The 23,020-nt window shown below is 69.1% G+C and carries 22 protein-coding genes and 1 tRNA gene; 17 read left to right on the top strand and 6 right to left on the bottom strand.

The features are described from left to right. Complete coding sequence (gene ndk, locus ABIC53_RS05130; RefSeq protein ID WP_114589474.1) at positions 1–417, top strand: nucleoside-diphosphate kinase; 417 nt, start codon at positions 1–3, stop codon at positions 415–417. Positions 418–480: 63 nt separating this feature from the next. Here ndk and ABIC53_RS05125 read toward each other — a convergent pair whose 3' ends face one another. Beyond that, positions 481–1,080 carry a vitamin K epoxide reductase family protein gene (locus ABIC53_RS05125; RefSeq protein WP_274177867.1) on the bottom strand — a complete coding sequence of 200 codons (600 nt, stop codon included), beginning with the start codon at positions 1,078–1,080 and terminating at the stop codon, positions 481–483. A gap of 277 nt (positions 1,081–1,357) precedes the next feature. Between ABIC53_RS05125 and ABIC53_RS05120 the strand changes: the two genes are divergently transcribed. Next, positions 1,358–3,748 (top strand): Rne/Rng family ribonuclease, encoded by a 2,391-nt coding sequence (locus tag ABIC53_RS05120; RefSeq protein ID WP_354452171.1) that lies wholly within the window; start codon positions 1,358–1,360, stop codon positions 3,746–3,748. 34 nt (positions 3,749–3,782) lie between these two features. Here ABIC53_RS05120 and ABIC53_RS05115 read toward each other — a convergent pair whose 3' ends face one another. Next, positions 3,783–4,055, bottom strand: a complete 273-nt coding sequence (locus tag ABIC53_RS05115) for a DUF4031 domain-containing protein (protein ID WP_323987667.1) — start codon at positions 4,053–4,055, stop codon at positions 3,783–3,785. A 231-nt stretch (positions 4,056–4,286) separates the two neighbouring features. Here ABIC53_RS05115 and rplU point away from each other — a divergent pair, with 231 nt between their 5' ends. The 10 genes from rplU to ABIC53_RS05065 all read left to right on the top strand — a co-directional run bounded on the left by rplU (position 4,287) and on the right by ABIC53_RS05065 (position 11,142). Then, positions 4,287–4,595, top strand: coding sequence for a 50S ribosomal protein L21 (gene rplU, locus ABIC53_RS05110; protein ID WP_023950787.1), 309 nt, complete (start codon positions 4,287–4,289; stop codon positions 4,593–4,595). Positions 4,596–4,612: 17 nt separating this feature from the next. Continuing rightward, positions 4,613–4,870, top strand: a complete 258-nt coding sequence (rpmA, locus tag ABIC53_RS05105) for a 50S ribosomal protein L27 (protein ID WP_023950785.1) — start codon at positions 4,613–4,615, stop codon at positions 4,868–4,870. A gap of 73 nt (positions 4,871–4,943) precedes the next feature. Beyond that, complete coding sequence (gene obgE, locus ABIC53_RS05100) at positions 4,944–6,455, top strand: GTPase ObgE (RefSeq protein WP_274177868.1); 1,512 nt, start codon at positions 4,944–4,946, stop codon at positions 6,453–6,455. Beyond that, entirely contained in the window at positions 6,452–7,282 is an 831-nt protein-coding gene (gene proB, locus ABIC53_RS05095) for a glutamate 5-kinase (protein ID WP_112614714.1), read from the top strand. The genes obgE and proB overlap by 4 nt, the downstream gene beginning before the upstream one ends. A 24-nt stretch (positions 7,283–7,306) precedes the next feature. Next, complete coding sequence (locus ABIC53_RS05090; protein WP_282500962.1) at positions 7,307–8,569, top strand: glutamate-5-semialdehyde dehydrogenase; 1,263 nt, start codon at positions 7,307–7,309, stop codon at positions 8,567–8,569. Positions 8,570–8,616: 47 nt separating this feature from the next. Next, entirely contained in the window at positions 8,617–8,844 is a 228-nt protein-coding gene (locus ABIC53_RS05085) for a hypothetical protein (RefSeq protein WP_112614718.1), read from the top strand. A 10-nt stretch (positions 8,845–8,854) separates the two neighbouring features. Continuing rightward, positions 8,855–9,451 (top strand): nicotinate-nucleotide adenylyltransferase, encoded by a 597-nt coding sequence (gene nadD, locus ABIC53_RS05080; RefSeq protein ID WP_094261568.1) that lies wholly within the window; start codon positions 8,855–8,857, stop codon positions 9,449–9,451. Next, the gene (locus ABIC53_RS05075; protein ID WP_354450634.1) at positions 9,448–10,653 is read left to right on the top strand and encodes a hypothetical protein; all 1,206 of its coding nucleotides are present in this window, start codon (positions 9,448–9,450) and stop codon (positions 10,651–10,653) included. Before nadD ends, ABIC53_RS05075 begins: the two co-directional genes overlap by 4 nt. Then, on the top strand, positions 10,650–11,039 hold the full coding sequence (gene rsfS / locus ABIC53_RS05070; protein ID WP_112614722.1) for a ribosome silencing factor: 390 nt from the start codon (positions 10,650–10,652) through the stop codon (positions 11,037–11,039). The genes ABIC53_RS05075 and rsfS overlap by 4 nt, the downstream gene beginning before the upstream one ends. A gap of 27 nt (positions 11,040–11,066) precedes the next feature. Next, positions 11,067–11,142, top strand: a tRNA-Ala gene (locus ABIC53_RS05065). 101 nt (positions 11,143–11,243) lie between these two features. On the opposite strand, the gene ABIC53_RS05060 is transcribed toward ABIC53_RS05065, so the two are convergent. Genes ABIC53_RS05060 through ABIC53_RS05045 form a run of 4 tightly spaced genes read right to left on the bottom strand, consistent with a single transcriptional unit; the run spans position 11,244 to position 14,632 of the window. Next, on the bottom strand, positions 11,244–12,122 hold the full coding sequence (locus ABIC53_RS05060; RefSeq protein WP_502915512.1) for a 3-methyladenine DNA glycosylase: 879 nt from the start codon (positions 12,120–12,122) through the stop codon (positions 11,244–11,246). A 37-nt stretch (positions 12,123–12,159) separates the two neighbouring features. After that, positions 12,160–12,867: an SOS response-associated peptidase gene (locus tag ABIC53_RS05055; RefSeq protein WP_354450632.1), complete on the bottom strand. Its 708-nt coding sequence runs from the start codon at positions 12,865–12,867 to the stop codon at positions 12,160–12,162. Positions 12,868–12,912: 45 nt separating this feature from the next. Continuing rightward, on the bottom strand, positions 12,913–13,947 hold the full coding sequence (locus ABIC53_RS05050) for an App1 family protein phosphatidate phosphatase (protein ID WP_354450631.1): 1,035 nt from the start codon (positions 13,945–13,947) through the stop codon (positions 12,913–12,915). A gap of 4 nt (positions 13,948–13,951) precedes the next feature. Continuing rightward, complete coding sequence (locus ABIC53_RS05045; RefSeq protein WP_274177872.1) at positions 13,952–14,632, bottom strand: DedA family protein; 681 nt, start codon at positions 14,630–14,632, stop codon at positions 13,952–13,954. A gap of 42 nt (positions 14,633–14,674) precedes the next feature. Between ABIC53_RS05045 and ABIC53_RS05040 the strand changes: the two genes are divergently transcribed. From ABIC53_RS05040 to ABIC53_RS05020, 5 genes are all read left to right on the top strand, one after another. Then, on the top strand, positions 14,675–16,003 hold the full coding sequence (locus tag ABIC53_RS05040) for an anthranilate synthase component I family protein (RefSeq protein WP_354450630.1): 1,329 nt from the start codon (positions 14,675–14,677) through the stop codon (positions 16,001–16,003). A gap of 51 nt (positions 16,004–16,054) precedes the next feature. Continuing rightward, positions 16,055–18,637 (top strand): leucine--tRNA ligase, encoded by a 2,583-nt coding sequence (gene leuS / locus ABIC53_RS05035; RefSeq protein WP_354450628.1) that lies wholly within the window; start codon positions 16,055–16,057, stop codon positions 18,635–18,637. A 71-nt stretch (positions 18,638–18,708) separates the two neighbouring features. After that, positions 18,709–19,137 (top strand): TlpA family protein disulfide reductase, encoded by a 429-nt coding sequence (locus tag ABIC53_RS05030; RefSeq protein WP_274177874.1) that lies wholly within the window; start codon positions 18,709–18,711, stop codon positions 19,135–19,137. A 434-nt stretch (positions 19,138–19,571) separates the two neighbouring features. Beyond that, entirely contained in the window at positions 19,572–20,186 is a 615-nt protein-coding gene (locus ABIC53_RS05025; RefSeq protein ID WP_354450626.1) for a ComEA family DNA-binding protein, read from the top strand. Next, entirely contained in the window at positions 20,183–23,002 is a 2,820-nt protein-coding gene (locus ABIC53_RS05020; protein ID WP_354450624.1) for a ComEC/Rec2 family competence protein, read from the top strand. The genes ABIC53_RS05025 and ABIC53_RS05020 overlap by 4 nt, the downstream gene beginning before the upstream one ends. Positions 23,003–23,020: the final 18 nt, after the last annotated feature.

Here is a 23,020-nt window from a genome sequence, read left to right as displayed (position 1 = left end):
ATGCCCACCGAAGAGACCCTCGTCCTCGTCAAGCCCGACGGTGTGGCCCGCGGCCTCACCGGCGCGATCCTCGCCCGCATCGAGGCGAAGGGCTACGCGCTCGTCGACATCCGGCTCGTCGAACCCGACCGGGAGGTGCTCGAGAAGCATTACGAGGAGCACGCCGGCAAGCCGTTCTACGAACCGCTGCTCGAGTTCATGCAGAGCGGCCCCTCGGTCGCCATCCGCTTGGCCGGCAATCGCGTCATCGAGGGCTTCCGCTCGCTCGCCGGAACCACCGACCCCACGACGGCCGCACCCGGTACGATCCGGGGCGACTTCGGACGCGACTGGGGCCTGGCCGTTCAGCAGAACCTCGTCCACGGCTCCGACAGCCCCGAGTCCGCCGCGCGCGAGCTCGAGATCTGGTTCGGCTGACCGCATCCGCGACATCACGCCCGCCGCTCGACGTCACGACGTCGAGCGGCGGGCGTCGTCGTCTCAGAGGAAGCCGATCCAGTCGAGCCGGACCTGTGCGATCACGGCGATGGCGACGTAGCTGAGCACGGCGAGGAGCGGCACCCAGCCGGTCAGGGTGGCGGCGATCGCTCGGCCTCGACGCGGCAGCGGCACGACACCCGACCTGAGCAGGTGCAGGGTGACGGCGTAGAAGCTCGGGATGGTCACGAACCAGGTGACCATGCACCAGGGGCAGAGCGTTCCGAGAACGAAGATGCTCTGCGAGATCAGCCACACCACGAAGCCGAACGCGAACGCCATGCCCGCCCAGAACAGCAGCCAGAACCACCGGGCGAAGCGTGCGCCCGCGAGGATCGCGGCGCCCACGACGATCGGCGCGACCCAGCCGGTGAGCCCCAGCAGCGGGTTGGGGAAGCCGAAGACCGAACCCTGGGCAGAGGTCAGGTTCGCCCCGCACTGCACGACGAGGTTGAAGTCGCATGATGCCGTGGCCGTGGCGTCCTCGAGCAGGTGGAGCCGCTCTGTCGTCAGCGCGAACGCTGCGATCCACCCGATGACGCCCGCGATCATCAGCCAGACGGCGAGTGCGACAGGGCGGGCGTGGCTACGGGGTGCGGACATGACCGCGATTATCCCATCGGCATCGATGACCCCGCCGCGAGCATCGGCCCCGTGTCCCACGAAGCGACGCGCGTAGTGCGATAATGGATGCCGATGCTCGTCTGCAGCCGCGCTGCGACAGGACATCACGAGAGACTTCGGGCAATGGCTGCCCACGCAGGCCGCGCCGAGAGCCGGCTGCACACCGAGTGAGTTCGCGGCTCGTCCTTCCGGGAGCGACGCCGCCAGAGATGTACCGGGTGGCGCGCGGTGCCGCCCGAAGAGGAGTACGCCAGTGATGGCCGATGATCGCAACGACAGCCCGACCCCCGATGAGCCCGCGAACGCGGTAGACCCCGCCGCAGCCGAGCTCGCTGACGCGGTGACGTCGATCGACGCCACCGAGGAGCACATCGACAGCGGGCGCGCCGCCGAGGATGCCGTGCCGGAACCCGGTTCCGGAATGACCGCGGAGACCGGCACCGAGGGGACGTCTGCCGCACCCGCGCCCGAGTCCCCGCCCGTCGAGGAGGCCGCGCCCTCGGAGGAACCCGTCGTCCCCACCGGCGAGCCGGCGCCCGCCGAAGAAGCTGAGGAGCCGGCCACCGCTGAGGAATCGGCGCCCACGAACGAGCCGGCCGCTTCCGGCCCGCCCACCGCGGTCTCGCTCGGCCTGTTGCCGGCGGAGTTCGTATCGGCGGTGTCCACCGCGCTGCACTTCTACGCGCCCGAGATCGCGCCTCTTCCCGCGCTGCCGGACGACACCGATGACGACGACAACGGATCCTCGTCGAGCTCGAGCAGCTCGCGCCGCCGTGGCCGTCGCCGCGGCGGGTCGAACGGCGACGAGGGCAATGAGCCCGCTCCGCGCCAGCGCGCCGTCGAGCTGATCACCGAGCCCCAGCGCATCAAGGGCTCCACTCGCCTGGAGGCGAAGAAGCAGCGTCGCCGCGACGGGCGGGAAGCCGGTCGTCGACGCACCGTCGTCACCGAGGCGGAGTTCCTCGCGCGACGCGAAGCGGTCGACCGCGTCATGGTCGTGCGCTCGAAGAGCGGCCGCATCCAGATCGCCGTGCTCGAGGACAACGTGCTCGTCGAGCACTACGTCGCGCGCAACCAGGACGCTTCCCTCATCGGCAACGTCTACCTCGGCCGCGTGCAGAACGTCCTGCCGAGCATGGAAGCCGCGTTCGTCGACATCGGGCGTGGCCGCAACGCCGTGCTGTACTCGGGCGAGGTCGACTGGGATGCCGTCGAGACGGGCAACCAGCCCCGTCGCATCGAGCTCGCCTTGAAGTCGGGCGACCGCGTCCTCGTGCAGGTCACGAAGGACCCCGTCGGCCACAAGGGCGCGCGCCTCACCAGCCAGATCTCGTTGCCCGGCCGCTACCTCGTGTACGTCCCCGGCGGTGCGATGAACGGCATCTCTCGCAAGCTGCCCGACACCGAGCGGGCGCGTCTCAAGCGCATCCTCAAAGAGGTGCTCCCGGAGTCCTCGGGTGTGATCGTGCGCACCGCCGCCGAGGGCGCGACCGAGGATCAGCTGACGCGCGACGTTCAGCGCCTCACCTCGCAGTGGGAGCACATCAGCTCGCAGCTCGAGAAGATCCAGGCGCCGGCCCTCCTGCACTCCGAGCCCGATCTGCTGGTGAAGATCGTGCGCGACGTCTTCAACGAGGACTTCTCGCGAATGCTCATCCAGGGTGACGAGGCGTACTCGACGATCACCTCCTACCTCACCGGCGTCGCTCCCGATCTCCTGGAGCGCGTCGAGAAGTACGAGGACGAGCAGGACCCGTTCGACGCGTTCCGCGTGACCGAACAGATCGAGAAGGCCCTCGACCGCAAGGTGTGGCTGCCTTCCGGAGGTTCGCTCGTGATCGACCGCACCGAAGCGATGACCGTGGTCGATGTCAACACCGGCAAGTTCGTCGGTTCCGGGGGCAACCTCGAAGAGACCGTCACCAAGAACAACCTCGAGGCTGCGGAAGAGATCGTCCGCCAGCTTCGTCTGCGCGACATCGGCGGCATCATCGTCGTCGACTTCATCGACATGGTGCTCGAATCGAACCGCGATCTCGTCCTGCGGCGCCTCATCGAATGCCTGAGCCGCGACCGCACCAAGCATCAGGTCGCGGAGGTCACCTCTCTCGGTCTCGTCCAGATGACGCGCAAGAAGCTGGGCCTCGGGTTGCTGGAGACATTCAGCGAGGCGTGCGACGTATGTGCTGGCCGCGGGGTCATCGTTCACCACGACCCGGTCGTCAAGCACCGCGGTGGCGGAGCTCAGGGCGGCAACGGCAACGGCTCGGCGCGGCGCGGTCGCGGCTCCGGCAACGCGGCACCGGCTCCCGCGAACGGTGGCACCCACGTCATCACCGAGGGCGCGAAGTCGGCCCTGGCGCAGATCGCTGCCTCGACGATCCAGGCGACCGCGGCCGATGAGGATGCCGAGATCATCGCGGCTCCCGTCGAGGCCGAGCCTGCGCCCGTCGAGCGCCCGAAGAAGCCCCGTCGCAAGAAGGCCGAGCCCAAGGCGCCGCGGACCGAGAAGGATCTTCTCCTCGACTCGGTCCTCAACGCGCTTCCCGAGCCCAAGGCGCCCGGTCAGGGACGAGGACGTCGTCGCGTGACCACGGCCGCTCTCAGCGGCACCCCGGTGTCGGCTGCGCCGGCTTCGGACGACTGACGCCCATCGTCGAGACGAACGCCGCGGGATCGCTTCAGATCCCGCGGCGTTCGCGCGCTGTGACCCTCAGCCCGGAGGCGATGAGCCGGCGTACGAGCTCGTGGCCAGAGACGTGCTGGGCGCCGCCGGCGATGAGGCGCTCGAATGCCGAATCGGGGACGTCGTAGTGGTCGAGGTCGAATGCCCGCGCGGGCAGATCATGGCGTCGCGCGAAGGCATGGAGCTCATCGAGGTCCGTGTCGCTGACCAGGTGCGACCACAGGCGGCCGTGGGCCGGCCAGCGCGGATCGTCGATGAGGATCACCATCCTCCGATCCTAGGGAGCGCCTCGCTCGGCGGCTCCGAAGCGACACACCCGGCCGTCCTTTTGCCGGATCTCCCGGCATCCGGTAAAGTGGACCCTTGGTGCAGCGAGTCCGTCGACGTCCCGTCACGATTGCGGCTCAGCCACAGGATCCTCTGGGGCACGCGCACCAAGACTTTCCAGTCTCGCAAAGACAATCGGAGCCGTGCGCTCCACAGAAGAAACAGGTGTGAAGTGGTTTACGCAGTTGTGCGCGCCGGCGGCCGTCAGGAGAAGGTCGAGGTCGGCACGATCGTCGTCCTCGATCGTCAGGCGGCTCAGATCGGTGACAAGCTCGAGCTTCCCGCCGTTCTCCTCGTCGACGGCGACGCCGTGACCACCGACGCTGACAAGCTCGCGAAGGTCACGGTCACCGCCGAGGTTCTCGGTGAGGAGCGCGGCCCGAAGATCGTGATCCAGAAGTTCAAGAACAAGACCGGCTACAAGAAGCGCCAGGGCCACCGTCAGGACCTCACGCGCGTCAAGATCACCGGCATCAAGTAAGCCAGGGAGACGCAGAGATGGCACACAAAAAGGGCGCAAGCTCCACCCGTAACGGTCGTGACTCCAACGCACAGCGCCTCGGCGTGAAGCGCTTCGGCGGCCAGGCCGTCAACGCCGGCGAGATCCTCGTTCGCCAGCGCGGTACCCACTTCCACCCCGGCGCCAACGTCGGCCGTGGCGGCGACGACACCCTGTTCGCACTCGCGGCCGGTGCCGTCGAGTTCGGCACGAAGGGTGGCCGCAAGGTCGTCAACATCGTGGCGGCTGCCGAGTAATTCGGACCAGACCACTTCGCGGCGAGGGGCGGGCTTCGGCTCGCCCCTCGCCCTGTTTTCCAGGAGGCACCGCATGGTGACGTTCGTCGACCGGGTCACGCTGCATCTGCGTGCCGGCAAGGGCGGCAACGGCTGCGTGTCGGTGCGCCGCGAGAAGTTCAAGCCGCTCGCCGGCCCCGATGGAGGCAACGGCGGTGACGGCGGCGACGTCGTCCTCGTCGCTGATCCCCAGGTGACGACGCTTCTGTCGTATCACCACTCGCCCCACCGGTCGGGCGGCAACGGCGGCTTCGGCATGGGCGACAACCGCTCGGGCGCGGCGGGGGAGCACCTCGAGCTCCCCGTCCCTGTCGGCACGGTCGTCAAGTCTCCCGAGGGCGAGACACTCGTCGACATGGTGACCCCGGGCATGCGTTTCGTCGTGGCTCCGGGTGGACAGGGCGGCCTCGGCAACGCGGCACTGGCGTCTCCCAAGCGAAAGGCTCCCGGCTTCGCGCTGCTGGGAACCCCGGGCTGGGAAGGCGATGTCCAGCTCGAGCTGAAGACGGTCGCCGACATCGCACTGGTCGGGTTCCCCTCCGCGGGCAAGTCGAGCCTCATTGCGGCGATGTCCGCCGCCCGCCCGAAAATCGCAGATTACCCGTTCACGACGCTGCATCCCAACCTCGGCGTCGTCCAGGCCGGCGACATCCGCTACACGATCGCAGACGTGCCGGGCCTCATCGAGGGCGCGAGCGAGGGACGCGGACTCGGTCTCGAGTTCCTGCGCCATGTGGAGCGCTGCTCGGCCCTGGTGCACGTGCTCGATTGCGCGACGCTGGAGCCGGGACGCGATCCCCTCACCGACCTCGACGTCATCCTCGCCGAGCTCGGCGCGTATCCGGTTCCCGAGGGTCAGGTGCCGCTGCTGGAGCGCCCGCAGCTCATCGCTCTCAACAAGACCGACGTCCCCGAGGCTCGCGATCTCGCTGACCTCGTGCGTCCCGACCTCGAAGCCCGCGGCTACCGCGTGTTCGAGATCTCGACCGTGAGCCGTCAGGGTCTGCGCGAGCTCTCGTTCGCCATGGCCGAGCTCGTCGCCGAGCACCGTGTCGCCGCCGCTGCCGAGGTTCCCGCAGAACGGATCGTCATCCGCCCCAAGGGCGCCGAACGCGACTTCACTATCCGCGTCGAAGGCGGCACCTACGGCAACGTCTACCGCATCCTCGGCGCCAAGCCGGTGCGCTGGGTGCAGCAGACCGACTTCCAGAACGAGGAAGCGGTGGGCTTCCTCGCCGATCGTCTCGACAAGCTCGGCATCGAGGACGAGCTGTTCCGGCTCGGTGCGACCCCGGGCTCGACGGTCGTGATCGGCGAGGGCGACGGCATCGTCTTCGACTGGCATCCGTCGCTGTCGTCGGCCGCTGAGCTCATGACCGCTCCGCGCGGCACCGATCCGCGTCTCGACCTCAATCCGCGCCGGACGTCGAATGAGCGTCGCGAGCGGTACCGCGAGCGGATGGATGCCAAGGCTGAGGCTCGGGCGGAACTCGAGGCAGAGCGCCGCGCTGAGAAGTCGCGAGGTGTCGCAGAGGACGACGCGTGAGCCTGCTCGCGCGCCGGGAGCTCAACGGTGCCCGACGCGTGGTCGTGAAGGTCGGCTCCTCCTCGATCAGCGGGGACAACGCGGGCAAGATCGACTCCCTCGTCGACGCGCTGGCAGAGGCGCACGCCCGCGGCACCGAGGTCGTGCTCGTCTCGTCGGGCGCGATCGCGACCGGCATGCCGTACCTTCGTCTCGACGAGCGCCCCACCGACCTCGCCACCCAGCAGGCAGCAGCGGCCGTCGGGCAGAACGTCCTGGTCTATCGCTACCTGGACGCCCTGCGACAGTACGGCATCGTCGCGGGCCAGGTGCTGCTGACCGCGGGGGACTTCGACGACCCGACGCACCGATCGAACGCACGCCGCGCGATGGAGCGGTTGCTGGGGCTCCGCATCCTTCCCATCGTCAACGAGAACGACACCGTCGCGACACACGAGATCCGTTTCGGTGACAACGACCGGCTCGCGGCTCTCGTCTCGCGCCTCGTCGGGGCGGACGCCCTCGTGCTGCTCAGCGATATCGCCTGCCTCTACACCCGGCCGCCGAGCGAGCCGGGCGCGCGCCCCATCGAGACCGTCTCCTTCGATGACGACCTCAGCGGGTACGAATTCGGCGCGACGGTGGTCAACAGCGTCGGCACCGGCGGTGCCGCAACGAAGGCTTCGGCCGCGCGGCTGGCCGCCGAGGGCGGGGTCGCGGCGCTCGTGACGAGCATCGACCTCGCCAGCGAAGCCCTCGCGGGTGCGGATGTCGGCACGTGGTTCGAGGCGAATCCCGCGCCCGCGCTGATCACCGGTACCGGGGCGATCGGCGTCGGTCAGGGCTGAGGCCGCCGTCGCTAGACTGGCGTGATGACCACAGCCGTCGCATCCGACGTCGCCGGGCGCCTGGGCGCCGCGAAACGGGCGAGCCGCTCGATCGGCCTTCTGGACGATGCCGCCAAGACCCTGCTCCTCGACGGCATCGCCGACGCGTTGATCGCCGACACCGCCCGCATCGTCACGGCGAACCGCGATGACCTGGAGCGCGGCGAGGCGGACGGGATCTCTGCCGGTCTGCGCGACCGCCTCATGCTCGACGAGGCACGCGTCGCGTCCCTCGCGCGTGCTGTGCGCGATGTGGCACGCCTCCCGGATCCTGTCGGGCGTGTGCTCGATGAGCGCGAGCTGCCGGGCGGCGTGCGACTCCAGAAGGTGTCCGTGCCCTTCGGCGTCGTCGCCTCGATCTACGAAGCCCGGCCGAACGTCACGGTGGACATCACGGCGCTCGCGCTGCGCTCAGGAAACGCCGTCGTCCTGCGCGGCGGCTCCGCAGCGCAGTCGACCAACGCCGCGCTGATCGAGGCGATGCGGGGTGCGCTGCAGCGAGCCGGGGTCGACCTCGACAGCATCCAGACCGTCGATGACTTCGGCCGCGACGGCGCGCGGGCGCTCATGCGGGCCCGGGGCCTCGTCGACGTCCTGGTTCCTCGCGGCAGTGCCCAGCTCATCGAGACCGTCGTTACCGAGTCGACGGTGCCGGTCATCGAGACCGGAGCCGGGGTCGTCCACATCGTCCTCGACGAGTCCGCTCCGCTCGAGTGGGCGCGCGAGATCGTCGTGAACGCGAAAGCGCAGCGGCCGAGCGTCTGCAATGCGGTCGAGACCGTGCTCGTCGTGCGGTCGGCGGCCGACCGCCTGGTTCCGCCCGTGTCCGCGGCGCTCATCGGCGCAGGAGTCACGATCCACGGCGACGATGACGTGCGCCGCCTCGTGCCCGCCGCCGTTCCCGCAACGGACGACGACTGGGCGACCGAGCACATGAGCCTCGACCTCGCCATGCGCGTGGTCGACGATCTCGACGAGGCTCTCGACCATATCCGTCGCTACTCGACGATGCACACCGAGGCCATCGTGACCGCCGACGATGCGAATGCCGAGCGCTTCCTCGCTGAAGTGGACGCCGCTGTCGTCATGGCGAACGCGTCGACGCGGTTCACCGACGGGGGCGAGTTCGGCTTCGGTGCCGAGGTCGGCATCTCGACTCAGAAGCTGCATGCCCGCGGCCCGATGGGACTTCCTGAGCTGACCAGCACGAAGTGGCTCGCGCGCGGCGCCGGGCAGACGCGCGCCTGACCACCTAAACTTGATACGCGCCGCCGCGCGAAACGAACGGAGCCACGATGACCCTCGCCACGATCACCGCATTCGCCGCCGAGCAGACCGAGCACCACGGCAATGTGCAGGCGGAGACGATGATCTTCGGCGTCATCGCCCTGGTCATCTTCCTCGCTCTCGGTCTCGTGACGCTGTCGTACCGCAACGTCGCCAACCGCCACGACGGCAAGGCCGAGGCCTACGCCGCCGCTCACGGCAAGCAACTGACGCAGTCGGAGAACGGCCACCACTGAGGCCGCACCGATGACGGGAACGCGTGCGCCGCGTATCGGCGTGATGGGCGGCACGTTCGACCCGATTCATCATGGGCACCTGGTGGCCGCGAGCGAGGTCGCGCAGTCGTTCGATCTGGACGAAGTCATCTTCGTGCCGACGGGAACGCCGTGGCAGAAGTCGTTCGTGTCGCCGGGGGAGCATCGGTACCTCATGACGGTCATCGCGACGGCCTCGAACCCGATGTTCACGGTGAGTCGCGTCGACATCGACCGCGACGGTCCGACGTACACGATCGACACACTGCGCGATCTGAAGGCACAACGTCCCGACGCCGACTTCTTCTTCATCACCGGAGCTGACGCCATCGCGCAGATTCTCAGCTGGAGGAACCATGATGAACTGTGGGAGCTCGCGCATTTCGTCGCCGTCTCGCGTCCCGGCCACACGCTTTCCAGTGCCGGACTGCCCAGCGATGACGTGAGCCTGCTCGAGATCCCCGCGCTGGCCATTTCGTCGACCGACTGCCGGGCACGAGTCGGACGCGGACATCCGGTGTGGTACCTCGTTCCAGACGGGGTCGTCCAATACATTGCGAAGCATCATCTCTATCGGAGCAAGGCATGAGCGACAACGAGCAACAGCCACCGACTCCGCAGCTGACGCGCCGACAACTGCGTGAGCTGCGCAACACGGCTTCCAATCCGATCATCGTCGACCCTGACGCCACCGACGACGCGTCGGCGACCGGAGCGGAGCCGACGCCCGCCCCAGCGCCGCTGCCGCGTGCTGCGGAGCCGGTCGAGGTTCCCCCGGCACCCGTCCCGCAGACGTCTGTCGATCTCGGCTCGCCCGCGCTGACCCGCCGCCAGGCTCGCCTGCAGGAGAAGATCCGCACGGCATCCATCCCTGTCGTGACAGCGACCGGCGAGCACCCGACCGTGGCGGCCGAATCCGATGACTCCGACGTGTCCGGTCCACGCGCGGCCGATGACGCGGCTCGGACAGTCGAATCGGATGCCGCCGACGAGGATGCCCAGGACGGCGCCGAGCTCGACGCCCCCCGCGCTGACGGTGAGGCCGAGGCGGCCGATGGTGCGGATGCCGAAACGGAAGCCGCCTCCCCGGACGTCACTGACGCTGTGGTCGAGACCGAGTCTGAGTCTGAGGCAGCGGGTTCCGAGGCTGTCGAGGCGGAGGAGGCCGTCCCCGAAGAGACCGGCGCCGAGCACGACATCGCCGCGCACGAAATCGCCGAGGAAGATGTTGTCGCTGACGACGAGCGCGCGATCGACGAGACCGCGGGCGAAGCGGAGCCCGAGCGCCACGTCGTCTCGAACGACCTCGGCGCCGATCTGCTCGCGGGGGAGTCCGCCGCCAGCGACGTGCCCGCATCGTTCGATCAGCTGCTGTCGCGCAGTGCCGCGGCGACGGGCGCGTTCACGACGCCGAACGCACTGATCCTCGCCGAGAACCCCGACGGCGGCCCGCTGGTCGCACCCGTGACCGCGACCGGCGAGGTTCTGATCACCGGGACGTTCACTCTGCCCGAGAACTTCGGTTCGACCGGTGTCGTCCCGGGCGTTGCGGACGGCAAGGAGGTCGATGCGGTTCTCGTGGATGGCGAGCTGCCGGCGTCGTCCTCGCCAACACCCATCGCCGCGAGCGCGGCCATCTCGACCATCAAGAGCGCCGAGGACGTCATTCGTCCGCCGGCGCCGGAGAAGGGCAGCCGCTGGACGGTCGCCCTCGCCATCACCGCGGGGGCCCTCGCCCTCGCCCTGGCGGGCGTTCTGCTCGTCTCGCTTTTCACAGGAGTCTTCGGATGAGTTCACAAGCAGTCATCGACATGGTCGCCGTCGCCGCGACGGCCGCAGAGTCGAAGGGCGGCGAAGACCTCGTCGCCCTCGACGTGTCGCAGCCCCTCCCGCTCGTCGATGCGTTCCTGCTCGTCAGTGGGAACAGTGAGCGCAATGTCGCCGCGATCGCCGATGCGGTCGAGGAGAGCATGCTCGAGGCCGGCCACAAGCGTCTGCGCCGGGAGGGCCGCACCGAGTCGCGCTGGGTGCTGCTCGACTTCGGCGACCTCGTCGTTCACGTGTTCCACGAGCAGGAGCGCGTCTACTACGGGCTCGAGCGCCTGTGGAAGGACTGCCCGGTCATCCCGATCGAGGCCGCCGTGGTCACGAGCACCCCTGGAGATGTTGTAAGCTAAATGAGTTGCCGCGAGAGCGGAAACCACGGGCCTGTGGCGCAGCTGGTAGCGCACCTGCATGGCATGCAGGGGGTCAGGGGTTCGAGTCCCCTCAGGTCCACCAAGTCCCCGCTTCGGCGGGGATTTCGTGTTTTTACGGCGGTGGTGTCGCCCGAGTCGCGGAGTGCTGCGGCTCGGGTGACACGCCCGGCGTGACTCGAATGCTCAGACGGCCGCTGCGGCGTCGACCACGTCGAGCACCGCGGCGCGCAACGCTTGACCGCGGGCGCTCAGCAGCCGCTGCTGGCGCACATATTCGGCCTTGCCCTCGGCGGTCTCGATCGCAACGGGGGAGTAGCCCCAGTCACGCAGATCGTAGGGCGAGGCGCGCATATCGAGTTCGCGGATGTCGCGAGCCAGAACGAAGGCGTCCAGGAGCAGATGTCCGGGAACGAGGGGCCCGAGCTTCAGCATCCATTTGTAGACGTCCATGCCGGCGTGCAGGCAACCCGGCTGCTCGCGTGCGACGGCCCCTTCTCGGTCGAGCGGTTCGCGATTGAGCGGCACGGCCTCGGGCGTGAAGAACCGGAACGCGTCGAAGTGCGTGCAGCGCAGGTCGTGGGCCTCGACGACGGCATCCGTTCCCGCCGCGCCCAGCCGGAGCGGGATCTCGTGGCGCGTGGCATCGGTCCGGTAGACCATCGCCCACTCATGGAGGCCGAAGCAGCCGAAGACCCCCGCGCGGTCGCGCGTTGCGCGGAGGAGTCCCGTCACACCGCGGTACAGTGATGCGCGCTCCTGGCGGAACTGCTCGTCTGCGACACGCACGTTGCGGCCGCCGACGATCTCATACCAGCGCCAGCCGCCGCGCTGGTCCGCGCCGCCGTTCAGGACGACACCGGGGCCTGGATGCCAGCGCCGGAGAATGGCCGGCTTGTAGGAGTAATACGTGAACAGGAAGTCCTCGACCGGGTGCTTCTCAGCGCGCGAAGCGCGCCGCCGGTGCGCCTCCGTGAGCGCATCAGCGCGCTCCGCGTGCTCGTCGGCGAGCTGATGCCATGTCTCAGGCGCCAACTGCACGGGGGCGGAGAGGCGGAGCGTCACCTCTCGAGGATAGACACCGGTGCGCTGGGAAACCGCGTCACGCCGGCTCGATGAGCGATGGATCGTCATTGCGCACGTTTCCCACAGCGGAGCCGACGGCGAACCAGGTGAGCGTGTCGACGACGGCCGGAGCCGCCTCGGACACCGCGTCGAGCAGGTCGGCTGGGTACTCGGTGGTGGGATCGAGCCAGACATCGGCGTACTCGGCGTCGATCATCAGCGGCATGCGGTCGTGAATCTCGGCCAGACCGCCGACCGCTGAGCGCGTCAGGATGGTGAAGCTCAGCAGCCACCGGCCCGGGTCGTCGACGGGGCGCGACGGGTCTTTCCACCATTCGTAGAGCCCAGCGAGGAAGAGCGGCTCACCGTTCTCGGGCCGGACGAAGTAAGGCGTCTTCGCACCGCCGTGATCTCGCCACTCGTAATAGCCCGATGCCGGGATGACGGCCCGGCGCGAGACCAGCGCATCGCGGAACGTCGGCTTCTCCGCCGCTTCTTCGGACCGGGCGTTGAACGCCCGCGATCCGACCGACGGATCTTTGGCCCAGCCGGGCACGAGGCCCCAGCGGGCGGAGGCGAGGCGACGCGTCGGAGGCTCGGTCTTGACCGAGTCGAGCACGATCGTCGCCTGCGCTGTCGGCGCGATGTTGAACGACGGAGAGGGCAGATCGTCGGGGACGACTTCGGCGTGCAGAACGCTCGCGAGCTCGGAACCGACGCGGGCTACGACGAAACGACCGCACATGTCTTCAGCGTAGGGCGCCCGTGCGACATCCGGGCGATGCCGACCTCAGTCGCGCGCGATCACGCCGACATCGGCGAGCCGATCGAGCAGCGCCGCTCCGTCCGAGCCGGAGACCCACGGCACCTGCGCCGCGGAGTGATCGTTCACCGCGGTGCGGCCACCGGCGAGAACCGCCTCCGCCGGTGACAGTCGACGGATCGCAACAGCACGCACCCGATCGGGGTACTCACTGGCGAACGCCGTGTAGAGGGCGTCGTCGTGCTGGCCGTCGTCGCCGACCAGGAGCCAGCGGACATTCGGGAACTCCTTCGCGAGGCGGCGCAGGTTCTCGGCCTTGTGATCGCGTCCGCTGCGGAACCAGCGGTCGTGGGTCGGCCCCCAGTCGGTGAGCAGCATCGGTCCCGAGGGGAAGACATGGCGTCGCAGGAATCGGATGACGGTCGGCGCGACGTTCCACGCGCCGGTCGACAGATAGATCACCGGGCTGCCCGGACGGTCGCGCGTCAGCCGCTCGAGCATGACGGCCATCCCGGGCACCGGTTGGCGCGCGTGCTCGTCGAGGACGAACGAGTTCCATGCCGCCACGAAGGGACGCGGCAGAGCGGTCACCATGACCGTGTCGTCGATGTCGGAGATGATTCCGAAGTCGGTGTCGCCGGAGATCACGAAGACGCGGGTCTCGATGACCTCGCTGCCTTCGACGGTCATCGAAATCGTCTGCCAGCCCGGCTCGAGGGCTCCGGGCAGCTCGACGTCGATGACGCCACCGCGATCGGCCACGATCTCATGCGTCGTGCCCGCGACGGTGACCCTCACCTGCGCGAACGCCACCGGGACCGACGCGAAGCTGCGCCACCCACGGACCGAGGCGTACTCGCCACCCTTCGCGGGGCGCTTCTTCGGTGCGATCAGCACGCGTCCGAGGACACGGACCCAGCCGTCGCCGCCATAGCCGGGGTACGCGGCGACGGTCGGTCGTTGACCGCGCGCGCGGGCGCGTCGTTCGCGCCACGAGTGGAAGCGGCGCTCGAGGCGCGCCAACCACAGGATCTTCTTCCGTGGTGCGGGTGAGGAAGCCATCACCTCAGTCTTTCACGTCCCCGTCCGCGCGTCGGATCTTCTCCTCTTCGAGCCGCAGATGACGTGCCTCGCGGCGGCTGATCAGTCGCTTCACGAGGTAGGCGAGGAGCAGGAAGACCACGATGACGCCGACGAAGAGGTATCCCGCGTACTGGATGTTGTCGGAGACCTCGCGATAGGTCTTCGCCGCGGCCGCGACCACTCCGACGTAGAGAGAGGTCCAGATCACGCAGGCCGGCGCCGTCCACGCGATGAAGCGCCGATACGAGAAGCCGCTCATGCCGACCGTCAAAGGCACGAGCGAATGCAGGACGGGCAGGAATCGCGAGAGGAAGATCGCGGGGCCGCCGCGGCGTCTCAGATAGAGCTCCGAACGCACCCAGTTGTCCTCGCCGATGCGGCGCCCGAGACGAGAGAAGCGGATGCGAGGGCCGAGCCAGCGCCCGAGCGCGAACCCGATCGACTCTCCCGCGAGCGAGCCGGCGACGACCGCAGCACCCAGGATGAAGCCTTCGCCGACGCTCCCGACCGCGGTCGCGGCCACGATCACCACGGTGTCCCCCGGCACCACGAGCCCGATGAGCACACTGGTCTCGAGCATGATCGCGATACCCGCCACGACCGTGCGCAACACCGGGTCGATGCTCTGCACGGTGTTCAGAATCCAGTCGAGGATCTCGTTCACGCTCCGAGCCTAGGGGCGTGACCTAAGACATAACCTGTGATCGTGCCCGAGACGACGAGCTTCCGCTGCCTCGACGGCTGGACCGATCCCGCGAACCTCATCGGCGAGGTGCCCGGCGGGCATGTCTTCTGGCTCGACGCCGGCGTCGACGCCGCCTCGGGCTGGAGCTGGATCGGCTCGGGCGAGCCCACCGATCCGCCGGACCCGGTCGTCGACGGATCCTCCCGGCAGAGGATCGGCCGCGAGGCACGCACGGGCCCCTTCGTCGGCGGCTGGGTCGGCTGGGCGGGGTACGACGCGGCGGCATCCCGAGCAGGCGCGCCGGCGAAGCGGGATGCCGCGGAACCCGAGGCTCTTTGGCTCCGAGTGGAGAGGTTCGTCGCGTTCGACCACGCCGCGCGGCGGGTATGGGCGGCGGCGCCGGCCGACGCCGTCGACGACTTCGCGGCGCAGGTCGACACCTGGCGCACAGACGCGTCCGCCCGCGCGCGGGTGGACGCGTCGACCGGTGATCTCGTCGCTCAGGCCCGCGTCGACCCTGACCAGTACGCCGCGCTCGTCGGGGACTGCCGGAACGCGATCCGCCGGGGTGACGCGTACCAGCTGTGCCTCACGACGCGTTTCACCGTTCGCGATGATCACCCGTTCGACGCGCTCGCGGTGTTTCGGAGGCTTCGTGCCGCGTCGTCGTCGCATCACGGCGGGCTGATCCGATCGGGGGAGCGGGCGCTGATCAGCGCGAGCCCCGAGCGCTTCCTCGGGCTCACCGGCGGAACCGTGCTGACCAGTCCGATCAAGGGCACGCGGCGGCGCGGCGATGACGCGGCATCCGATGATCAGTTGGTGCGGGACCTCGTGACGAGCCCGAAGGAACGCGCGGAGAACGTCATGATCGTCGATCTCATGCGCAACGACCTCCAGCGCGTCAGTGCGCCGGGTTCCGTCGTGGTCGAGCGTCTGCTGGAGGTCGAGACCTACCCCGCGGTGCACCAGCTCGTCAGCAGCGTGTCGGGATCGATCCGGCCCGGTACGCGGCTGTCGGAAGTGCTCGCCGCCGCGTTTCCGGCCGGCAGCATGACGGGTGCACCGAAGCTCTCGGCGATGACGATCCTGCACGACCTCGAGGGCGCTCCGCGGGGGACGTACGCGGGCTGTTTCGGCTGGGTCGGCCGCGACGGCGACGCCGATCTCGCGATGATCATCCGATCAATCGTCGTGAACGGCGAGCAGGCCTACGTCGGCGCGGGCGGGGGCATCACGTGGGGATCCGAGCCGGAAGCCGAGGTCGACGAGGTCGCGTTGAAGGCGCGGGCGCCGCTGGCCGCGCTCGGAGCGGACCTGCCGCCCCGGTGGCGGGAACGGGTCCGGTAGCCTGGGAGCGGTGCTCTCGCGCCCTTTTCGCATTCCCAGATTGGTTCACCCGTGACCGACAGCTCCACTGATCGCGCCAACACGCCCGATTCCGCCGCTTACGACGCCCACGCCGTGCAGGCGAAGTGGCAGCGCGCCTGGGCAGACGCCGATCCCTTCCGGGCCGGCGGCGATGACGACAAGCGTCCCCGCAAGTACGTCCTCGCGATGTTCCCGTACCCCTCGGGCGACCTTCACATGGGGCACGCCGAGAACTACCTCTACTCCGACATCGTGGCCCGCTTCTGGCGGCACCGCGGTTACAACGTGCTGCACCCGATCGGCTGGGACAGCTTCGGCCTGCCCGCTGAGAACGCCGCCATCAAGCGCGGTGCCGACCCCCGCGCATGGACGTACGACAACATCGCCCAGCAGAAGCAGAGCCTGCACGAGTACGGCGTCTCGTTCGACTGGAGCCGCGTGCTCCATACGAGCGACCCCGAGTACTACACCTGGAACCAGTGGCTGTTCCAGAAGCTGTACGAGAAGGGGCTGGCTTACCGCAAGGAGAGTCCGGTCAACTGGTGCCCGAACGACCAGACGGTGCTCGCCAACGAGCAGGTCGTCGACGGGCATTGCGAGCGCTGCGGCGCCGAGGTGGTCAAGAAGAAGCTCACGCAGTGGTACTTCAAGATCACCGAGTACGCCGACCGCCTGCTCGACGATCTGAATCAGCTCGAGGGCTTCTGGCCGCAGAAGGTCATCCAGATGCAGCGCAACTGGATCGGCCGGTCGGTCGGCGCCGACATCGACTTCGAGATCGAGGGCCGTGACGAGAAGATCACGGTCTTCTCGACCCGACCGGACACGCTGCACGGTGCGACTTTCATGGTCGTCGCGCCCGACTCCGACCTTGCCGCCGAGCTGGCGGCGGGGTCGTCCGAGGAGGTGCAGCAGCGTTTCCGTGAGTACCTGCAGACGGTCCAGAAGACGAGCGAGATCGACCGTCAGACCGCCGATCGACCGAAGACCGGCGTCTTCCTCGACCGTTTCGCGATCAACCCCATCAATGGCGAGCGACTGCCGATCTGGGCGGCGGACTACGTCCTGGCCGACTACGGCCACGGTGCGGTGATGGCTGTTCCGGCGCATGACCAGCGCGACCTCGACTTCGCACGCGCATTCGACCTGCCGGTGCGCGTCGTCGTCGACACCACCGCGCCGGTGACCGGGGCGATGCCGGTCATCGAGCTCGACGACGAGGGCGTGCCGATCGACCCGACGCCCGCGATCGACGACATCGACCCCGCCCGCACGGGTGTTGCACTCACGGGCGACGGCCGGATGATCAACTCGGGTGCGCTGGACGGGCTCAGCAAGCGCAACGCCATCGCCCGTGCCATCGAGCAGCTGACCGCGAGCGGAAACGGGCGCGCAGCCAAGACCTACCGCTTGCGGGACTGGCTGATCTCGCGTCAGCGCTTCTGGGGAACGCCGATCCCGATGATCCACACCGACGACGGCCGTATCGTCCCGGTGCCCTCCGAGGAGCTTCCGGTCCGCCTCCCGTCCGTGGAGGGGCTCGACCTCACGCCGAAGGGCTCCTCGCCGCTCGGGGCGGCGACCGATTGGGTCACCACGACCGATCCCGAGACGGGGGAGCCGGCCCTTCGCGACCCCGACACGATGGACACCTTCGTCGACAGCTCGTGGTACTTCCTGCGCTTCCTGTCGCCGAACGACGCAGGCCAGCCCTTCGCGCCTCGCGAGGCCGACAAGTGGGGCCCGGTCGACTTCTACATCGGCGGGGTCGAGCACGCGATCCTGCACCTGCTCTACGCACGGTTCATCACCAAGGCTCTCTTCGACATGGGGCAGGTGGAGTTCACCGAGCCGTTCTCGAGCCTCATCAACCAGGGCATGGTCATCCTCGACGGCGCGAAGATGTCGAAGAGCAAGGGCAACCTCGTGCTCTTCCAGGAGGAGCTCGAGCAGCACGGCGCCGACGTCCTGCGTGTGGCACTGGCCTTCGCCGGACCCGTCGAAGACGACAAGGACTGGGCAGACGTCTCGACGACGGGAGCGGCGAAGTTCCTCGCCCGTGCGCTGCGCGTGGCTGCGGACGTCGACAGCGAGATCGACGTCGTCTGGGCCGAGGGGGATGCCGCGCTCCGTCGCGTCACCCACCGCCTCTGGGCCGACGCTCCGGGGCTCGTCGAGCAGACGAAGTTCAACGTCGTCGTCGCTCGACTCATGGAGCTCGTGAACGCCACCCGCAAGGTCATCGACAGCGGCGCCGGCGCCGGCGACCCGGCGGTTCGCGAGGCAGCGGAAGCGATCGCCGTCATCCTCGACCTGTTCGCCCCGCACACCGCCGAGGAGATGTGGGAGACGCTGGGCCACCGGCCGTTCGTGGGCCTTACCGTCTGGCGTCAGCCCGACCCGACCCTTCTCGTCGAGGAGTCCGTCACCGCGGTCGTCCAGATCGACGGGAAGGTCCGCGGCACGCTCAGCGTGTCGGCGAAGATCTCCTCCGACGAGCTCGAATCGCTCGCCCGCAGCGACGACAAGATCGTCCGCGCGCTCAACGGTCGTGAGATCGCCCGCGCCGTGGTGCGGGCGCCGAAGGTGGTCAGCTTCACCACCGCTCGCTGATGACGGCGGGGGAGTCGTCACGCGATGACACACTTCCCCGCCGCTGTCGCCGGCGGTCTACGGTGGCGATCGTGCAGCCGCTTCCCGCCGTCATCCTCACCGTCGTGCTCGTCGCGTTCGTCGCGGCGATCGGCGTGATCTCCCGGCACTTCCGCGGTCGTACGCGCGACGTCGCGGACGGCGACGTACTGACTCCCGCGATGGTCGGCACGCCCGCATTCGGCCGGTCCGCGACCCTGCTGCAGTTCAGTACCGAGCTGTGCTCTCGGTGCCCCGCGGCGCGACGCGTTCTCTCGTCGCTCGCCGCGGAGCATGACGGCGTCCGCCACGTCGACGTGGACCTCACGCATCGCCCGGACATGACTCGTCGGTTCGAAGTGATGCAGACACCCACGGTTCTCGTGCTCGACGGTACCGGGAGGGTTCGTCAGCGCACCGGTGGTCTTCCGGATCGGTCCGCGCTCGCGACCGAGATCAGCCGTCTGCTGCGGGAGGTCTGACCGCGGAGCGCGCCCTGGGGTGTGCTCTTCCGGACCTACCGCGTCCCGGCCATGGGGCTGGTCGCGGGTGTCGGGTTCCTCGCGAGCCTTGCCGCGTTCGTGTTCTCGTTCATCCCGCGGTCGGGGTTCACCGCGTTCTCACCCGCCTTGTATCCCTGGATCGTCGGGCTGGTGATCATCGTCCTCGGTGCACCGCCGCTGATCTTCTACGCCGTGCGCAAGCGGTCGTGGGACATGCGCACCGCAGAGGACAAGAGCGTCCCGGTCACCCATGAGGCGGATCCACCCGCAGGTGCGGATCCGGGATCAGCGCCGGCTACTCGACGACGGCCGGATACCGCGTCGGGCCCTCCCCAGACAGGGTGGTGCCCATGATCTCCCGAAGCGACGACCCGCGGCCGAACGGTCGGGAGCGTCCCGCCTAGCCTGACGGCGTGACTGCTCCCGACCCCGCTCCGGCCCGGCGCCGCCTGGGTGTCGGGGCACTGGTCGTCCTCGTTCTCGCCGCAGCGGCGGTGACTGTCGCGATCGGCATGATCCGCTCTCTCGCGGCGCCCGTGGCGGTGGTGACCCCCGTCGTGACGCCGGCGGCCCCGGCCCACAGCGACACCGGCGCCGCCGCCGTGTACGTCCACGTCCACGGCGCCGTCGTGAGTCCCGGCCTGTATCGCCTCGACGCCGACGCGCGCGTGGTCGACGCTGTGGCCGCGGCCGGCGGGTTCAGCGACACGGCCGATCCGGCGGGAGTGAACCTCGCGCGCACCGTCACCGACGGCGAGCAGCTCTTCGTCCCCGAGCCCGGTCAAGCGCCGCCCGAATCGGCAGGCGGTGGAGCGTCCGGCGGGGCGGGTACGGACGGCCTCGTCGATCTGAACACCGCGGATGCCGCTGCGCTCGACACGCTTCCGCGCGTCGGTCCTGCGCTGGCCGAGCGGATCATCGCCTGGCGCGAGGAGAACGGGCGTTTCACGAGCGTCGAAGACCTGCTGGCGGTGTCCGGGATCGGCGAGAAGATGCTGGAGGCACTGCGGGAACGGGTCCGCGTGTGAGCGCCCGCATCCGCCGTCGCGACCTCCGCTTGCTCCCCGTCGCGATCGGTGTCTGGGTCGTCGCACTCGTGGCGACGCACCATCCCGAGGTCGCGGTCATCGTGGCGGCGGTCCTGTGGACGGTCGCGACGGCATTGCTGGTGGCCGTGGCGATCTCCCTTCGCAGGTCGCGCGGCGCCGCACGCCCGCGACGTTCGCCGATCACGATCTTCGCCGTCACTCTCGCTTTCGCCGCCGCGGCCGTCTCACACATCGCGATGAGCGCGCCGGACCGCGATCGGGTCCTCGCATTGCCCCTCTCCGGCGGGCGAGTGGTGGCGATCGAAGCCGATGTCACGGGAAAGATCCTGAGCTCTGCGACGGGCTGGCGTTTCGACGCTGTCGCCACCCGTGTGCGGATCGGCGGCGACGTCACCGCGACCCGGGTGCCTGTCGTCGTCCGTACGGCCGAGCGTCCCGTCGGGCTCGACCTCGGTGCCACCGTCTCGCTCACCGGCTCCGCCGCGCCCGCCCGGCCGGGGGAGCGGCCGGTCCTCGTCATCACGGCGGCCGGCCCGCCCGAGGTGGTGTCCCGGCCGCGGGGTCCCCTCGCCCTGGCTTCAAGCCTCCGCACGACGCTGCTCGCGCAGGCCGCTTCGCTGCCGCAGCCGGGCGCAGGCCTGGTCGCAGGGCTCGCAGTCGGCGACACATCCGCGGTCACTGTCGAGCTCGATGCGCAGATGAAGACCGCTTCGCTCTCGCATCTCACCGCGGTCTCCGGGGCGAACTGCGCGCTCGTCGTCGGCATCGCGTTCGTCGGCGCCGGGATGCTGGGGCTGCGCCGCCCGTGGCGCGTCACGATCGGGCTCGCGGCGCTCTCGGGCTTCGTGATCCTCGTCTCACCCGAGCCGAGCGTCGTGCGCGCGGCTGCCATGGCCGGGATCGCGATGCTCGCAGCGCTGCTCGGGCGCGCGGGTGCGGGAACATCCGTTCTGTGCCTGGCAATCGTCGCGTGTCTGATCGCCGACCCCTGGCTCGCCGGCAGTATCGGGTTCGCTCTGTCGTCGGCGGCGACCGGAGCCCTGATCCTGTTCGCCGGACCTGTGAGCGACTCGCTTCGGCGCTTCATGCCGCGCCCGCTCGCGCTCGCTATCGCAGTACCGGCCGCTGCCCAGCTCGCGTGCACCCCGATCCTGGTGATGATCGATCCGCGACTGCCCGTGTACGCCGTGCTCGCCAACGCGCTGACCGCGCCCGCGGCACCGCTGGCGACCATCGCCGGCCTCGCGGCATGCCTGAGCGCCGGGGTGCCGCTGTTGGCGAGCGGTCTCGCCGCGATCGCCTGGGTGCCCTGTGCCTGGATCGCCGCCACGGCGGAAGCGGTCGACGCCGTCCCGGGTAACTCGATCGCATGGATCCCGGGTGCGCCGGGCGTCATGCTGGCGACGGTCCTCTGCACCGCGCTGCTGCTGGCTATGCTGCCCGGCACCCCTCGCCGGGTTCGTCGCATTTCGACGGGGCTCGTCGCCCTCGCAGTGGGCGGGGCGGTCGGCGCGGGCCTCGTAACGGGGCCGCTCGACCGGGCGCGAACACCCGAGGACTGGGCGATCGCGCTGTGTGACGTGGGCCAGGGCGACGCGGTCCTCGTGCGCTCGAATGACGCCGTCGCTCTCGTCGACACCGGTCCCGATCCCGAGGCCCTCGCGGCGTGCCTGGACCGGTTCGAGGTCAGCCGTATCGATCTCCTCGTACTCACCCACTTCGACCTCGACCATGTCGGCGGCAGCGATGCGGTCATGGGGCGCGTCGGTGCGGTTCTTCACGGTCCGGTCGCGGAGCCGCAGGAGGAGCAGCTGCTCGCGCGGCTCGCCGCTGCCGGGGCAGAGGTTCGCACAGCTTCCGCCGGGCTGGCGGGGGTGCTGGGCGCCGCCGAGTGGGAGGTCCTGTGGCCGCGCAGTCGCGCGAGCGGGTTCGCGCCCGGCAACGATTCAAGCGTAGTGATCGATGTCCGCGGAGGCGGGATTCCCGCCGTGCTGCTCCTCGGCGATCTCTCGGAGACGCCCCAGCTGGCCCTCGGCGCCTCGCTGCGGTCGACATACGACGTCGTGAAGGTGTCGCACCACGGCAGCGCCGACCAAGCCGCGTCGCTGTACCGCCGACTCGGCGCGCGCGTTGCGCTGATCGGGGTGGGGGAGAACTCCTACGGCCATCCACGCGAAGAAACCCTCGCCCTCCTGCGGTCGCTCGGTCACGAGATCGTCCGCACCGACGAGACCGGGGCGGCAGCGCTCACCATGACGGATGACGGCATCCGGGTGTGGCGCCAGGATAGCCCGAAAGCAGCCACGCCGAGGCGGCTATCTCGGAGCCGCGCGAGGCGCAGAGCATTACCTTCGCAGCTTCCCGGCCAGCAAGGAAAGCTCTTCGTGGAAAATCTGAACCCGAGGCTTCTTTCCCACGGACTCCAGGATGTAGCCGCGCCAGCTCGTGATGCTGAACTTCCTCTCGGTGCGCTAAGTCACCTTCAGCGAGGGGAGAAGGGACTCATACTCCGTCACGAGCTTCCATGCTTCGGCCGCCGCGGACGAGGACTCGTGCGCGAACAGATTGCGGAGAATCCGCGCGGCGTAAGCGGTGGAAAACTCGGCCTCACTGATGGTCGCAGTCCGTGTGCCATATGGATGATAGAGCCACCTCTTCGACTTCTCCGTGAAGTCGGCGAAATCGGCCATGACGAAGTTGCGGCCGTTCTTATCCAGGATCTTCACCACATCCGCATGCGTCACATGGCTGGAGGTAAGCAGTGTGCTCGACAGAATATTGGCAGGGATGCGTAGCTCATTCTGCGCATAGCT

Source organism: Microbacterium sp. 1262, from assembly GCF_040544895.1.
In the GTDB taxonomy this organism is placed as follows: domain Bacteria; phylum Actinomycetota; class Actinomycetes; order Actinomycetales; family Microbacteriaceae; genus Microbacterium; species Microbacterium plantarum.
The sequence above is the reverse complement of the archived record's forward strand: the minus strand, read 5'-3'. Positions and strand labels throughout refer to the sequence as shown.

Coding starts and splice junctions, on each gene's coding strand:
- ABIC53_RS05090 (WP_282500962.1), top strand. CDS start 7,307: ATGACCACAGCCGTCGCATCCGACGTCGCCGGGCGCCTGGGCGCCGCG.
- rpmA (WP_023950785.1), top strand. CDS start 4,613: ATGGCACACAAAAAGGGCGCAAGCTCCACCCGTAACGGTCGTGACTCC.
- rsfS (WP_112614722.1), top strand. CDS start 10,650: ATGAGTTCACAAGCAGTCATCGACATGGTCGCCGTCGCCGCGACGGCC.
- ABIC53_RS05120 (WP_354452171.1), top strand. CDS start 1,358: ATGGCCGATGATCGCAACGACAGCCCGACCCCCGATGAGCCCGCGAAC.
- ABIC53_RS05085 (WP_112614718.1), top strand. CDS start 8,617: ATGACCCTCGCCACGATCACCGCATTCGCCGCCGAGCAGACCGAGCAC.
- ABIC53_RS05050 (WP_354450631.1), bottom strand. CDS start 13,947: ATGGCTTCCTCACCCGCACCACGGAAGAAGATCCTGTGGTTGGCGCGC.
- ABIC53_RS05055 (WP_354450632.1), bottom strand. CDS start 12,867: ATGTGCGGTCGTTTCGTCGTAGCCCGCGTCGGTTCCGAGCTCGCGAGC.
- ndk (WP_114589474.1), top strand. CDS start 1: ATGCCCACCGAAGAGACCCTCGTCCTCGTCAAGCCCGACGGTGTGGCC.
- nadD (WP_094261568.1), top strand. CDS start 8,855: ATGACGGGAACGCGTGCGCCGCGTATCGGCGTGATGGGCGGCACGTTC.
- ABIC53_RS05125 (WP_274177867.1), bottom strand. CDS start 1,080: ATGTCCGCACCCCGTAGCCACGCCCGCCCTGTCGCACTCGCCGTCTGG.
- ABIC53_RS05115 (WP_323987667.1), bottom strand. CDS start 4,055: ATGGTGATCCTCATCGACGATCCGCGCTGGCCGGCCCACGGCCGCCTG.
- ABIC53_RS05075 (WP_354450634.1), top strand. CDS start 9,448: ATGAGCGACAACGAGCAACAGCCACCGACTCCGCAGCTGACGCGCCGA.
- obgE (WP_274177868.1), top strand. CDS start 4,944: ATGGTGACGTTCGTCGACCGGGTCACGCTGCATCTGCGTGCCGGCAAG.